Annotated in this window: 11 protein-coding genes; 5 read left to right on the top strand and 6 right to left on the bottom strand. The window is 51.2% G+C overall.

The window, feature by feature from the left end:
• Positions 1–103 precede the first annotated feature (103 nt).
• The 4 genes from EU556_RS03605 to EU556_RS03590 all read right to left on the bottom strand — a co-directional run bounded on the left by EU556_RS03605 (position 104) and on the right by EU556_RS03590 (position 5,399).
• Entirely contained in the window at positions 104–1,135 is a 1,032-nt protein-coding gene (locus EU556_RS03605) for an NAD-dependent epimerase/dehydratase family protein (protein ID WP_135431098.1), read from the bottom strand.
• A 53-nt stretch (positions 1,136–1,188) separates the two neighbouring features.
• Positions 1,189–1,872: a tyrosine-protein phosphatase gene (locus tag EU556_RS03600; RefSeq protein ID WP_245327393.1), complete on the bottom strand. Its 684-nt coding sequence runs from the start codon at positions 1,870–1,872 to the stop codon at positions 1,189–1,191.
• A gap of 105 nt (positions 1,873–1,977) precedes the next feature.
• Positions 1,978–4,437 carry a GumC family protein gene (locus tag EU556_RS03595; protein WP_135431095.1) on the bottom strand — a complete coding sequence of 820 codons (2,460 nt, stop codon included), beginning with the start codon at positions 4,435–4,437 and terminating at the stop codon, positions 1,978–1,980.
• A gap of 35 nt (positions 4,438–4,472) precedes the next feature.
• Entirely contained in the window at positions 4,473–5,399 is a 927-nt protein-coding gene (locus EU556_RS03590) for a polysaccharide biosynthesis/export family protein (RefSeq protein ID WP_135431093.1), read from the bottom strand.
• Between the two features lie 238 nt (positions 5,400–5,637).
• Between EU556_RS03590 and EU556_RS03585 the strand changes: the two genes are divergently transcribed.
• The 4 genes from EU556_RS03585 (at position 5,638) to hpf (ending at position 8,504) form a co-directional block, all read left to right on the top strand.
• Positions 5,638–6,777 (top strand): acyl-CoA dehydrogenase family protein, encoded by a 1,140-nt coding sequence (locus EU556_RS03585; RefSeq protein WP_135431091.1) that lies wholly within the window; start codon positions 5,638–5,640, stop codon positions 6,775–6,777.
• A gap of 159 nt (positions 6,778–6,936) precedes the next feature.
• Positions 6,937–7,134 carry a 30S ribosomal protein S21 gene (gene rpsU, locus EU556_RS03580; protein ID WP_135431089.1) on the top strand — a complete coding sequence of 66 codons (198 nt, stop codon included), beginning with the start codon at positions 6,937–6,939 and terminating at the stop codon, positions 7,132–7,134.
• Positions 7,135–7,286: 152 nt separating this feature from the next.
• Positions 7,287–8,174: a tyrosine-type recombinase/integrase gene (locus tag EU556_RS03575; protein ID WP_135431087.1), complete on the top strand. Its 888-nt coding sequence runs from the start codon at positions 7,287–7,289 to the stop codon at positions 8,172–8,174.
• Between the two features lie 30 nt (positions 8,175–8,204).
• Positions 8,205–8,504, top strand: coding sequence for a ribosome hibernation-promoting factor, HPF/YfiA family (hpf, locus tag EU556_RS03570; protein WP_135431085.1), 300 nt, complete (start codon positions 8,205–8,207; stop codon positions 8,502–8,504).
• A 118-nt stretch (positions 8,505–8,622) separates the two neighbouring features.
• On the opposite strand, the gene metK is transcribed toward hpf, so the two are convergent.
• Positions 8,623–9,885: a methionine adenosyltransferase gene (gene metK / locus EU556_RS03565; RefSeq protein ID WP_135431083.1), complete on the bottom strand. Its 1,263-nt coding sequence runs from the start codon at positions 9,883–9,885 to the stop codon at positions 8,623–8,625.
• 360 nt (positions 9,886–10,245) lie between these two features.
• Here metK and EU556_RS03560 point away from each other — a divergent pair, with 360 nt between their 5' ends.
• On the top strand, positions 10,246–11,583 hold the full coding sequence (locus EU556_RS03560) for a hypothetical protein (protein WP_135431081.1): 1,338 nt from the start codon (positions 10,246–10,248) through the stop codon (positions 11,581–11,583).
• Positions 11,584–11,650: 67 nt separating this feature from the next.
• On the opposite strand, the gene EU556_RS03555 is transcribed toward EU556_RS03560, so the two are convergent.
• Positions 11,651–14,107 carry a S9 family peptidase gene (locus EU556_RS03555; RefSeq protein ID WP_135431078.1) on the bottom strand — a complete coding sequence of 819 codons (2,457 nt, stop codon included), beginning with the start codon at positions 14,105–14,107 and terminating at the stop codon, positions 11,651–11,653.
• Between the last annotated feature and the right edge of the window lie 199 nt (positions 14,108–14,306).

The following is a 14,306-nucleotide window of genomic DNA, read 5'->3' as shown; positions in this document are numbered from 1 at the left end:
GTGAGCGGTGTATCTCACCCAAATAAGGTGTCGGTCCTGAATATACAACAACCGCACCGGAGGCGCGCTGGTTCAGGCCATAATTCGCTTCGTAAAAGTTCTTTTACTGGCCTAGCACTCCTGCCGGTGGAACAGGCTGCTTTGTAGTTGACTGATGGGCAATCAGCTCCTGGCAACACCACGTTATAGTATCTGACAGCGCCCGAAACGACTTGCCTAGTACGCGCTGTACCTTCTCAGCGCGGTACTCTACTGGCCGCCGACCTGCCCGGGCGGTATCTTTAGTAATTAGTGGCCTAGCCCCCGTTAACACCGACCGCACATGCTCCAGCCGCCAGATTGTTTCAGCGGCCCAGTTTGGCACTGCTACAGTTGGTGGCTTACGGCGGAAGCACGCGGCGGCCTGCGCCAGGAAGTCACGCAAAGGTATGGCCTGGGCACTCAGCACAAACCGCTCACCGCTGATGGCAGTATCCAATGTAAGGCGCAGAAGCATATCTACTACATCGCGCACGTCCACTACGTTAATGTTGCCGGGCGTGTAGAAGGCGTGCTGATCATAGGCATAGCGAAATAGACGAGTACTGCTACGGTTCCAATCAGCCGGCCCCAAAATTACGGAAGGGTTAACGGCTATAGCTTGCAATCCTTCGGACACTCCACGCCACACTTCCAGCTCAGCTAAGTATTTGGAGGTAGCGTAAGCATTATGCTCGGCGCCTAAATCCCACTTAGCGGTTTCATCTAACTGCACTGGGCCCGCAGGTTGTTCACCACTTTTACTGCCCAGAGCTGCTACCGATGATACATAACCTAACCGGATGCCGGGCCGCTCCAGACAGGCGTCTACTACATTGGCCGTTCCTTCTACATTAATCTGCAGCAAGGCAGTTTCATCCTGTGGTGCATAGGACACCAAGCCCGCACAGTGAAATACGTGCGTAACGCCTTCTAGTGCCACCCGTAGGCCTAGCGCGTCGCGCAAATCTCCCTGCACCCATTCAACCTGACCGGCATTGGCTATACTCGGAATGTTTTCTCCCCGGTACAAAGCCCTGACACTTTCGCCCCGCGCTACTAATTCTGCAATCAAAAAGCTGCCTACTAGGCCACTACCCCCGGTAACGAAAATCATGCAATCAAGCTGAGGCGAAAAACCCGGATGAAACTACCCACTAAACAGAGTACTTACAATGTGCTGTTGAGAAGAGGCAATGATAAGACCTTTTGCAAATAACCACTGAGCAAAACTTTGGAGCGTAGCGTCTCCACGTGCTTTATATGATGCGCGTCAGTGCCGAGCATATCTACCATGCCCGCGTCTATCATTTTCTCTGCCACGCGCTTGGCACCTGCTGAGTAGTAACCAACAATAGAGTTTAGATTCAACTGCAACAACACCCCACTCTCCCGAATGCTTTCCAGCTGTTCAAACCGCCCATACATATAGGTGTAGCGCTCTGGATGGGCTAGCACGGGTTGGTAGCCGTGGGCCTTTAGCTGAAACATGGTGTCAGCAAAATTGAAGGGCTCGTTGATGTAAGACGTCTCAACCAGCACATAACGCTTGTCGCCCCCGAAACTTAATAGAGCTTCCTTAGCATCTAACTTTTGCCCAAACCACTCATCCAGGTAATATTCAGCCGCACACTCTAGCCCTATACCCGTTATACCCGCAGCTTTCACAGCGTTGCGTAGCGCGCCTAAAGCTCCCCGCACACTCTCAGGGGTGTTGCGGTAGAAATCGCCCATTATGTGAGGGGTCATTACCAGCTTGCGGTATCCTAACTGCTGCATGGCCCGCACCAATTCTACCGACTGCTCCAACGTTTCTGCCCCATCGTCTAGGCCAGGTAGCAAGTGAGAATGCATATCAGTTCCCAGCGCTGCCAATGTCACTGCTACTTCAGGAGTTGCTGGCAGCTTTGAGCCAAAAAGTTTCTGAAGGAACGATGCCATGCTACCTGAACAACTTAGTTATGAAAACCGCTTGCGGATTTTTTCTACTACACTACTCGGCTGAGCTTGAGCTTCCTCATAATATCCTTGCCCATACCCCTGGCCGTAACCATACCCGTAGCCGTAGCCATACATACCGCTGGCCTTTGCATCGTTAAGAATGGTCGTAATCTTGGTGAAACCGTTCGTACGAATCAGCTTGTTAATATTTTTGAGGAAAGCCTTTTTCGAATAATTAGCCCGTACAATATAGATTGGCACATCCGCCTTACGCATGATCAGAATACCATCGGTTACTAGGCCTACTGGCGGAGTATCAATGATAATTACATCGTAAAACTGATACAGGTGCTCAATCAAATCATCAAAGCGTGAGCTTAAAATAAGCTCTGAAGGGTTAGGTGGCGTCGGACCAGCGGAAATAAAATCCAGGGTCGGAATGGTAGTATGCTGAATGCATTCCTGCCAGGAGTGTTTGTCAATTAGGATGGTGCTTACGCCCTTGATATTTTCTGCATTAAATGCCAAGTTTACCTTGGGCTTACGCATATCCAAGTCCAGAATCACAACTCGCTGATCCGAAGCAGCGATAATGCCCGCTAGATTTACTGTCACAAAGGTCTTGCCCTCGCCACTGATAGTAGAAGTCACAGAAATCAGGCGCTTCTTTTTAGAAGAAGCCATAAACTCCAGGTTCGTCCGGATAGAGCGAATAGCTTCCGAAATAGCTGATTTAGGATTCTTGTCCACGATCAGCTTAGATACAGACATTTTCTCCTTGTCGTAAGTTGGAATCACGCCAAGCACCGGTGAAGACGTATTGCGTTCGAGCTCCCCCACATTCGTGACCGTGTTATGCATCAGGTAACGAACAGCAATCAAGCCAAGGCCAAGCACTAGGCCTGCTGCTAGTCCAATAGCATACACCATGGCACGCACGGGAGCAATAGGGGCATTAGGCAGGTTAGCTGGCGAAAGTACTTGAAAATCGGCCGTAATGCCTGCACGAGCAATATTGTATTCCAGCGTTTTGTCCATCATAAGCAAACTATACTTCTCATATAGCTCGCGGGGACGCCTTAAACGCTCAATCTGGGTTTTTATCTCAGGCAACTCAGCCAAACGGGCTTGCAGCTCATTGTCTTTACCATTCATCTGATCCAACTGACGCTGTAACAGTTGCTGGTTTTGACGGAGCAGCTGCATGATATTACGCTTAACAAACGCGATCTGCTGTTGCAGATTCTTGATTGTCTGCGTTTCAGGGGTGTAAGAATTAGATATGCGGTTGATATCTAATTGCAAGCCATATAACTCCGACACCCGTTCGGTTAACTCAGGGGACTTGAGCTCGGCCAAAGCTGGAATGCTCTGCTCTGCTGACACACCTTCCACGGCTACAAATCGGTTTTGCTCTATCTGACCATTCAGGTTTCGCAGTAGTGTTAGTTGCTCCTGCAACTCCTGGCGCTCTTTCTCCTGCTCTTTTAATGTCCCCGTTAAGCTGCCTAATTCGCTTTCTGCATCGAACAGCTTATTTTGCTTCATGTAATTTTGAAGCTGCTCCTCTGCCTGACGCAGCAACTGACGGTTCTCATCCGACTGTTCCGCCAAGTACCGAAGCGTTTTAGCAGATTGCTCTTGCTTACGCTGAATTTTTTCTACTAAATAAGCTGTGTCAACCTTATTGACAATATCGTGTGCTTTTAATGGGTTATGGTCAGTAAATGAGATGCTAATGGTATTAGCATCCGGATTTACTACCTGCACCTGCAAATTGGAGCTCAAATACCCATTGATGAAGGCATCATCTCTGATGATAAAATAGAAGCTCCGCTCAACATCTGTCGGACGGAAACGTGAGGTTTGCTGAATTTTAAAACGAAACCCAGCTGTTTCTATTACTTCGTTAATATTGGCTTTATCAGTTTTCTCCTGTCCTGCCTCCTGATAAGTTAGCTCAACTTGCTGCGGCGACAGAAACCGTAAACCGAATTTGGTATTAAGCTGCCCGGCCCCACCTGCTTTGGTTTCGTAATCAACCTTGAAGGGAGAAGTGCGGTAGAGTTCTGTTTCTAGCACTGTACCCTCTGCATAATAGTTTACTTCTAGGTCAAGTGAGTCACGCAGCCTACGGTAAATCAGATCAGACTTTATTAGCTCAATTTCTCCTGAAAGCTGTGCGATGGTTTGCTTCTGCTCTACCATTTTACCTAGCCCTTCTAGGCCAAGTACCCCCGCCTCCGTCTTCTCATCTATCTTGAGAACAGAAGACGATTGATACACTGGACTGGTGTAGCGCAGAAACAACCACGAACTTAGCAACCCCAGAATAACAAGCAACAACACCCAAGGCAAGCTCTTACGAGCTACCATTACTAGGGTAGTTAAATCTAATCCGCCGCCTTGGTCTTCATCCGCCTCACCTCCGGCACTACGGACTAAATCTTCTAGTTCAGCTTCTTCGTTCAGAGCCATACAGGCAGATACTCAGTAAGTAAATAGGAATGCTGCTATTTAACAGCATTCCGAATGAGGAAAAACGTTGTAAAGATGCCCACTACACTTCCTATCAACCCAAAGTAGGGCTGAGCATCACTTAACGTTTCGTACACTGGCCGACGTATAGGCTCCACGTAGATAATATCGTTGGGCTCAACTTGTAAGCTTGCCCGGCGCATACCATCAATCGTAGTTAAGTTGATGATTTGTACCTGCGGGTTTTTCAAGTCTCCTCGAATCAAGCGTATGTTATCAGCTCGACCGGCTTGGCCCGATTGTGAGTTCGTCCCCACGTATCCTCCGGTAATACCTCCCGCTGAGGCCAGTACTTCAAGTAGGTTTACGTTGTCATTATATAGTGGTATTACTTGTCCTGGACCGCCAGCAACAGCACCCATTACAACTACGCGATTATTTGTTATACGCGTCTGAACAAAGACATCTTTATAGTAAACGCTATACCGCTGTTGCAGCACACTATCTGCCTCCAGCAATGTGTAACCAGCCAGACGTAAAGGATCTATCATGGGCAGCTTGATTATACCGTCATGCTGCACTAAGAATTCGCTCTGACCATACCCCTGCTGTTGCTGAGTATTTCGTCCACCAGCTCCACCTCGATTGAATTGTTGCCGGTTTCCACCATTTATCCCACCAGGGGAACCAAATCCTAGCTCACCATTAGGGTCAATGATTCTCTCGCCCTTGTTAGTTGCTACCTGAACGTATAGGTAATCATTAGGCTGAATTATATAGTTCCGCTCAGCTCGGTTAACAACGTCTCGTAACCGTGCAGTGTCAAGTGCTCCGGCACCACTAGTTCGCAGCAGAATGTTTTGCTGGCGCAGCTTAGAAGTCGTACAAGAGAAGGATAACAGTGCAGCGCAAACGCATAACACACACAGGCGCAGAAGGCGGAGGATCGTGTTTTCTTGCATGCAAACCGGAGGACCGGGTTCAAGGTCAGGACTTCATGGAAAACCCAAAATCACAAATAGGAATTCCGGGAAAGAACTATCAAAGTAACCGAATCGGTCCGCCCTTTCAAAATTTAGGCCACTTCAGCCCGAAATCCTGTACTGGCTTCTGCCTTACTAAAATCGTACTTTCGCGGACCCAAAACAGGCCTAGCCCTGTTCATATCGCATTCCCACCCCACCCTTACTCCCACCCACTATGGAATTGGTTGCCACAGAAAACCAGACAATGATTGCCCAAATGGTGCGCGATTTTGGCGCGCAACAGATCAAGCCCAACATGATGAAATGGGACGAATCCCAGGAATTTCCTGTGGACGTTTTTCATAAGCTCGGTGAGCTAGGCCTTATGGGCGTGTTAGTACCTCAAGAATATGGTGGGGCCGGCTTTGGTTACGTTGAATATGTGACGGCTATTGCCGAGCTGTCTAAGATTGATGGCAGTATTGGCTTAAGCATGGCGGCGCATAATTCCTTGTGCACTGGCCATATTCTACAGCACGCTTCCGAAGAGCAAAAGCATAAATACTTGCCGAAGCTAGCATCTGGCGAGTGGATCGGCGCGTGGGGCCTCACGGAGCCAAATACAGGGTCTGATGCTGGCAACATGCGTACCGTAGCCGTTGAAGATGGCGACTACTATGTGCTCAATGGAGCCAAGAACTTTATTACCCATGGCAAAACCGGTAATGTAGCCGTAGTTATTGCCCGGACCGGTGAAGTAGGCGACTCCCACGCAATGACGGCATTTATCATTGAGCGCGGTACCCCTGGTTTTGAAGCTGGTCGTAAGGAAGACAAGCTAGGCATGCGAGCCTCTGAAACCACCGAGCTTATCTTCACCGATTGCCGCGTACCTAAGGAAAATATCATCGGAAAAGTAGGCGACGGTTTTGTTCAGGCCTTAAAAGTGCTGGATGGGGGTCGTATCAGCATCGCGGCCCTTAGCTTAGGCATTGCCCAGGGCGCTTATGAAGCGGCTCTGCAGTACTCGAAAGAGCGGCACCAATTCAATCAGCCTATCAGCAGCTTTCAGGGTATTGGGTTCAAGTTAGCGGATATGGCCACCGAAATTGAAGCAGCCTCGCTTCTTACCTATCGGGCAGCTGATATGAAGGACCGGGGTCTGAATGTTAACCGTGAGTCAGCAATGGCAAAGTTGTACGCCTCGGAAGTGGCGGTGCGTACTGCTAACGAGGGCGTGCAAATCTTTGGGGGGTATGGCTACACTAAAGATTACCCGGCAGAGAAGTACTACCGCGACGCCAAGCTCTGCACTATTGGGGAGGGCACCTCTGAAATTCAGAAGCTGGTTATTGCCCGCACTATTCTGAAGTAACCTCCAGCAACGTGGAAGCGCATTAGGGTGGCCTAGCGCTAAAATGAAGCAGATAAACTGTTGAATCATAGTTAATCTGCAAACCATTTGCATCTACCACGTAGACTTCCTTATCTTTGCAGCCCTCTAGCCAGGAAAGTTTTCAACCTCACTGAAGATATGATCATCGTACAAATCAAAGAAAACGAGTCGGTTGACCGTGCGCTCAAGCGCTTTAAGAAGAAATTCGAGCGCACTGGCGTGCTGAAAGAACTGCGTCGCCGCACGTTTTTCCAGAAGCCTTCCATCACCAACCGCAAGCAGAAGCAGAAAGCTATCTACAAGCAGGAGATGTACGGCAACGAGGCTAACCAATAGTCTCCAGAAGCTTCCTACAAGCTAGATAAAGCCGGCTGATGTGTGCTCTTGTAGCATAACAGCCGGCTTTTTCGCGCTCTTTCCATTCGTTTTTTTCTTCCACTGAATTCCATACATTGGGTATCCGCAGCACAGCTGTTGAAGCCCAACGTATGGAATTGTTTTTTGATTATTTGCGGTTTGAGCGGCGCTATAGCCCGCATACAGTTCTGTCGTATCAAACCGATCTGCGCCAGTTTTCTGCTTTTCTAGAGGCCACTTACGAGTTGAAAGACCCGGCGCAGGCTGACCACATGCTGATTCGCTCTTGGGTGGTGACCTTGATGCAGCAGCATCAAGACCCACGTACGGTAAACCGAAAGATTGCCTGTTTACGCTCTTACTATAAGTACCTGCTACGCACGGGGGCCATCCAGAAGAACCCCATGTTGCGCATCACTTCTCCTAAAGTAGCAAAGAAGCTCCCCGACTTTGTGGCCGAGGATTCCCTAAATGGTTTGCTCAATACGTTTGCCTTTACGGATGATCTTACTGGCTCCCGCGACCAACTAATTCTGGAACTGCTCTATGGCACGGGTATCCGCCTCTCGGAGCTGATAGGTATCGCCCACGAAGACATTAGTTTAGCCAGTAAAACTGTGCGTGTGACGGGTAAGGGCAACAAGCAGCGCCTTGTGCCACTCAATCCTACTCTACTTATAGTTATAGAACACTATATAGCGCACAAGCAACGCGAATTTGGTTCTGAGAGCAACGCCCGCCGGGCACTCCTCGTTACGGACAAAGGAGAGCCGCTCTATGAAAAGTTTGTGTATCGCACGGTAAAGCACTATTTGAGCCAGATTACCACTGCATCAGGCCAGCAACACCCGCATGTGTTACGTCATTCCTTTGCCACCCACTTGTTGGGTAAGGGAGCTGACTTAAACGCTATTAAAGAGTTGCTAGGCCACGCTAATTTGGCAGCCACCCAGGTGTACACGCACTTAAGTATTGACAAGCTCAAATCCGTATTTGAAAAGGCCCATCCAAAAGCCTGATTTTTTCTTTTACCCTTAACCCAACATCCGATGAAAGTACAGATGCAATCGGTGCATTTCGACGCCGACCAGAAACTGATTGACTTCATCCAGAAGCGTCTTGATAAACTCGAAACTTTCTATGACCATGTCACAGAGGGTGAAGTAATTATGCGCCTGAATAACAAGGATGGTATAAATAATAAAACGGTAGAAGTGAAAGTGCGCGTCCCCGGCACTACGCTTTTCGCCCAGGAAGATGCCGGCACTTTTGAGGCTGCCGCTGATGCCGCTGCTGATAGTTTGAAGCGTCAGATTACCAGGTACAAAGAAAAGCTTGTGAGCCACTGAGCACTTGTAGCCAAGTGGACTAGCACTACAGGCTAGGCTACCTGGACATGTTCACAACTCATAAAAAAAGTCCCGACTGCCAAGTGCAGCCGGGACTTTTTTTATGGGCTAGGCCACTCTACAGGGCAAACTCCGACTTGATCTTATCTACGTAGTCGAGCTTCTCCCACGTGAAAGTTTCAACGGTCTTAGTTGAGTCATCGGCCAGCGTTACCTCTTTCGTGCCAGGCTGCCGACCCATGTGGCCGTAAGCAGCCGACTCAGCGAAAATGGGGTTCTGCAGGCCTAGGCGCTGCACAATAGCATAAGGGCGCAGATCAAAAATGCTCTGCACTTTGGCGGCAATTTCACCATCGGTGAGCTGGTGACCGAACGAGCCCGTTGCCTTGGTGGTGCCGTAGGTAGTCACAAATACACCTACTGGCTCGGCTACGCCAATAGCGTAGGCCACCTGCACGAGCACTTGATCAGCAACACCAGCTGCTACCAGGTTTTTGGCAATGTGACGAGCAGCGTAGGCCGCTGAACGGTCGACTTTGGACGAGTCTTTACCGGAGAAAGCACCACCGCCGTGGGCTCCTTTCCCGCCATAGGTATCCACAATAATTTTCCGACCGGTAAGGCCGGAGTCGCCGTGAGGACCACCAATTACGAACTTGCCAGTGGGGTTGATATGATACTTGATATCCTCAGTGAAAAGCGCCTGCACCTCTTGGCTCAGTTGGGCCTTCACGCGCGGAATCAAGATGTTCTTGATGTCCTGCTCAATCTGGCTCAGCATCACCTGCTCGTTCTGGTCGAAGTCATCGTGCTGGGTGCTAACCACGATGGTTTCGATGGCTTCCGGGGTGTTGTCGTCGTTGTAGCGGATAGTTACCTGGCTCTTGGCGTCGGGGCGCAGGTAGGTCATCTCCTGACCAGCCTTACGGATAGCCGACAGCTCACGCAGCAAACGGTGCGAAAGGTCGAGGGCCAGAGGCATGTAGTTTTCGGTTTCACGGGTAGCATACCCGAACATCATGCCCTGGTCGCCGGCGCCCTGCTCTTCGGGCTTGGCGCGCTCAACACCCTGGTTGATGTCGGCCGACTGCTCGTGCAGGCGGTTCATCACCTCACAGGTATCGGCGTTGAAGAGGTACTCAGGCTTGTTGTAGCCGATGCGGCGAATTACCTCCCGAATGATGGGCTCGGCCTCCACGTGGGCCGTCGATTTAATTTCGCCGGCTACCAGCGCAAAATCGGTGGTAACCAGGGTTTCGCAAGCGACTTTGGCCGTTGGGTCCTGACGCAAGTATTCGTCGAGAATGGCATCAGAAATCTGGTCGGCTACTTTATCGGGGTGGCCTTCCGAAACAGATTCGGAGGTGAACAAGTACGGCATCAGCTAGTAAGGTAGAAGTACGCAAGGGGCCGGCAGCCCCTGCCCCACCCTGGCAACTGACCAGGCAGGGCCGCAAAGCTACGAGTTTTCTACATGGTGAAAGGATGATAAGATGGAATTCCTGCTGATCTGCCTTAGAGCCTTTACTCTGAAATTGCTATATGATTCAGGTGCACACCTAAATCATGACCGGAGTGAGAGAACCTGCCTTTTATAGGTATCAGCTACGATTTTATTAACTATTTCTGGCATTCATGAACGAAGGCTAGCCCATGACAACTACTAATTATTCGTCTTAATACAAAAACCACAATTTGTTAAGGACTGCAGGCTAGTACCTTTATAAAAAAATTATACTCTATGAAAAAAGTTCTACTTGTTAATATATTACTCCTGATTTCTGTCATAGCGCAAGCACAGACTTTTGAGCCAGGATACGTTGTGCTCAGCACAGGTGACACCCTGCGGGGCGAGATACAAAATGACTTTTGGGAAGAACCACCTTCCGAAATTCGCTTTCGGCGCGGTACAGAGGACCTGATTTATATGGCCGCCGACTTGCAGAGCGTATGTTTAAGTAAAAGCCGCTTACTACGTAGTGCTCTGGTGCCCATTGATCGCTTTGCTCAGGTACGTGTTGACCGACTTACCCGCGGTACTCCTAAACGTCAATTGCTAGAAGTGGTGCTAGCAGACGTGTGGGTAGATGGCCCTGCTAGCCTGTTAGGTATAACGATAGACGCCTCGAAACACTTTTTTGTTCGGCGTGAGCAACAGCCATACCTAGAGATGGCGGAACGCCTATGCTTAACAGAGCGAAATGGTAGGCAGTATATCGCTGATGCTAATAATTACCACGCCCAACTTCTTCAGTATTTCGGCGACTGTCCGTCAGCAGTGAAGATGGCTGCAACGGCCTCCTTTACTGCAAAGGATCTTACACGCGTTGTGCAAACTTATAATCAAGAATGTTCTGCTGCTCGCCATCTAGGAACCGAAGCTATTACGGAGCAAGTTCCGCGACCTAAGGCGGCCATGTTGGTAGGTCTAACGGCTGGCTTACGCTATAACTCCTTGCGCCTCTCTACTAGTCCTATGCAGCAGCCTACTTTAGGCAACGATGCACTGAAAGGGCTTAATGACGATGGCCGATCTCATCTACAATTGGGTACTTACTTGGATTTGGTTCTTCCGGGTCGGCGCCTTGCCTTGCACACAGCCGTGGTAGGTGCATTGTATGGTCGCCGTGGAAGCATAACTCTACCATCTCAATATGCACTTCGTACTGGCGTGTATGATTGGCGTGGCCTGAATGCAGCTTTCCAGTTTGGTTTACGCGGCTTGCTTCCAGTTGCACCCAATCTCCGAGTGCTTGTAGGGTTTGGATATGAAATCAATACTTTCTGGCGCACGAAGTCTTACACAAACCTAAATCCGACTTACTACGGACAAGAATTTTTGTATGGTTTCCGCGGCACTGCCCTACCGTATATGGAGGCAGGGTTTCGTTATAAGCGCTATACGTTTGCGGGTACGGTGCGTACTTACGAAACAGAATATTTCACGCACCGATTTAAGAGCTCAACGGGCGAAGATTTAGCTATTGACTATATCTATACTCCCATTAGCTTATCAGCGGGAATTAGCTACCAGCTAAATCGTAATACTGATAAATTCCCCACCTCAAAGCAGCTCTGAGCACCACCCCGTCTCTAAAATTCTGAAGCAAGGCGACGCATCAATAAGCTTTGCTAAGCTAAGCCACCTACTGTCTGCCGGAACTTCCAATGGTAGCACCTGAGGCAGGCTTGAGGTTGGTCTCGAACAGCTTCAAAATGCGCTTGTACTCATCGGTCCAGGAAGAGGATTCCACAAAACCATGGTCTTCTACGGGATACACGGCTAGCTCCCAATTCTCCTTGTGCAGCTCAATGAGGCGTTGCGAGAGCCGCACAATGTCCTGGAAGTGCACGTTGGTATCCACCATGCCGTGGCACATGAGCAGGGCACCCTTCAGGCCATTGGCGTAATAAATGGGTGAGGAGCGGGCGTAGGCCACCGAGTCGTTGTAGGGCTCATTGAGGATGTTGTCGGTGTAGCCGTGGTTGTAGTGAGCCCAATCGGTAACGGAGCGCAGGGCGGCGCCGGCCTTGAACACATCGGGCTGGGTGAACATGGCCATCAGCGTGATAAAGCCGCCGTAGCTACCGCCGTAAATACCAATGCGTTGGGGGCTCACGCTGTATTTCTCGGTTAGCAGCTTGGCACCGTCTACCTGGTCGTTGAGGTCTTTGCCGCCCATAAAGCGGTAAATACCGGTGCGCACGTCGCGGCCGTAGCCCGCAGAACCGCGGTAGTCAATATCGAGTACAGTGTAACCCTTGTCAACCAGCAAGTTGTGGAACATGTACTCGCGGAAGTAGGTGCTCCACCACTTATGGGCGTTCTGCAAGTAGCCGGCTCCGTGCACAAATATTACGGCCGGCCCTTGCGCCTGCGGGCTGCTAGGCCTGTAGAGGCGGGCGTACACATCGGCTCCATCGCGGGCCTTGATGGTAATGACCTCGGGCATGCGCCACGCGTAGCTTTCAAACTCAGGGGTAGTGCTATGGGTGAGGCGGCGCATTTTTGCGCCGGGCTTATTGTCCATCACGTACAGCTCCCAGGGTGTGTTGGCGGTGCTATAGCGAACGGCCAGGGTTTTCTCATCGGGCGAAAGCGTGACTTCGCTGCTGCCGGGCAGTGAGGTTATTTGCGTCAGCTCGCCGCCACTAACGGGCATGCGGTAGAAGTGCTGCTCGCCGGGGTGCACTTTGTTGGCCGTGAGGTACCAGGTTTTCTTGTCTTGGCTGAGCTGAGCCCGCTGCACCTCAAATTTGCCGCTGGTAAGAGCTTTCTTCTGGCCATTGGTTACATCGAGAGTATAAAGGTGACTGTACCCGCTTTCCTCGCTCTGGAACCAGATGCGGCGCGAGTCGGGCAGCCAGCCCACGTTGCCCTCGTCGTAGCCGATGCCGGGGCCGTTGATCCAGGCGTCGTCGTGCTGCCGATCAAGCAGATTAATTTTTTGAGTGGCCGGGTCGAGGCCTACAATCCATCGGTCTTTATTGTCGGTGCTGCGGATGACCAGGAAAGCGCGCCTGCCATCCTCAGACCAAAACGGACCGTAAGGAATCACGCGGCGCAGCTCCGTGGCGGGTTTTTCCTTCTTGCCAGCTGCTGACTTCGCTTTGGCCGAGTCGGCGGGGACGGGAGCTTTGGCAGGCAGCTGGTATTCTTTGCGGTAAGCCGGCTGTTCATCCAAACCTTTCAGCTCGCGGTAGCCCAGCACAAACGTGGTGTCGCGCCCAATGTCATAGAGGCCTAGCTGATACGCCGTTTGGGCGGCGCCTACTTTGGTGCGGGTGCTGATGTCTTCGGTGAAGCCCGAGGCCGTCACGAAGTTGGGCACAATGGCTACTTTTTCGGCACTAGGCTCCTGAGCCAATGTGTACGTCACGTAGCGGCCATCGGGCGAGAGGCGCAGGTTGCGCACCGACTGCTGGCCTACCCAAATGGCTTTGGGCCGCAAGCGGGCCAGGGCTTTCTGTTGGCGCTGGCGAGCTTTGGCATCCTGGTCCTTCAGCTTGATAATGTCGAACAGGGCCAGCTGCTGAGCTTTTAAGAACTTCTCGGCCTTATCCGTAGAGGCGTCGCTAGGCCTATTGCCGCGGCGGAAATCGGTGCGCTGCACGGTTTCGCCGGTGGCGGGGTCCCAGGTGTAAAGGTTGCCCGCGCGGGTGTAGCTGATGAGCTGCCCCTGAAGGGCAAAAACGGGGTCTAGCTCCCGCTCGGCGGTATTGGTTACGCGGTGGGCCCGTTGGGTTTTGAGATCCAGCAGATAAATGTCGCCGTCCTTCTCATATACTTTGCGGGTGTGACGTTGATCGTATTCGCCGTTGGCAGCCGGCAGAGCGTACTGCTCCCGCAGGCTCACTTTACGGGCCGTGCCACCGCTGGGACTGATACTGTAGAGCGAGTCGCGGCGGGCTTTCTCAGGGTTCCAAGTAAAGTAGATGCGCTTGCCATCTTCGGCCCAGGAAATGTTACTGGGTGAGTTGCCGATCCACTGCGCAGGATCGCGCATGATTTTCTCAACGGTAAGCGGCCCGAGTTGCTGGGCAGTGGCAATGGGCAAAAAAGCGGGCCCAGCGGCCAGCAGCAGGAGAAGTCGTTTCAGCATAGATGCGGCGAGTAGCAAAGCCGGACTGCAACTTACGTCACGGCAGGCAAGGGACATAGTGCCGACTGCTTGCGTTGCACGGCTGGGGCCATCACGGGGCAAATGCACTCGCCCAACGTTTGTCTTAGGCCTGCCCGCTACATACTTTGGATGGCGTTTGGAGTGGCCTAGCCGAACTTTTAGGCTGCGCGCATCCTTG

The sequence above is a fragment of the Hymenobacter fodinae genome (assembly GCF_004745825.1).
In the GTDB taxonomy this organism is placed as follows: domain Bacteria; phylum Bacteroidota; class Bacteroidia; order Cytophagales; family Hymenobacteraceae; genus Hymenobacter; species Hymenobacter fodinae.
The sequence above is the reverse complement of the archived record's forward strand: the minus strand, read 5'-3'. Positions and strand labels throughout refer to the sequence as shown.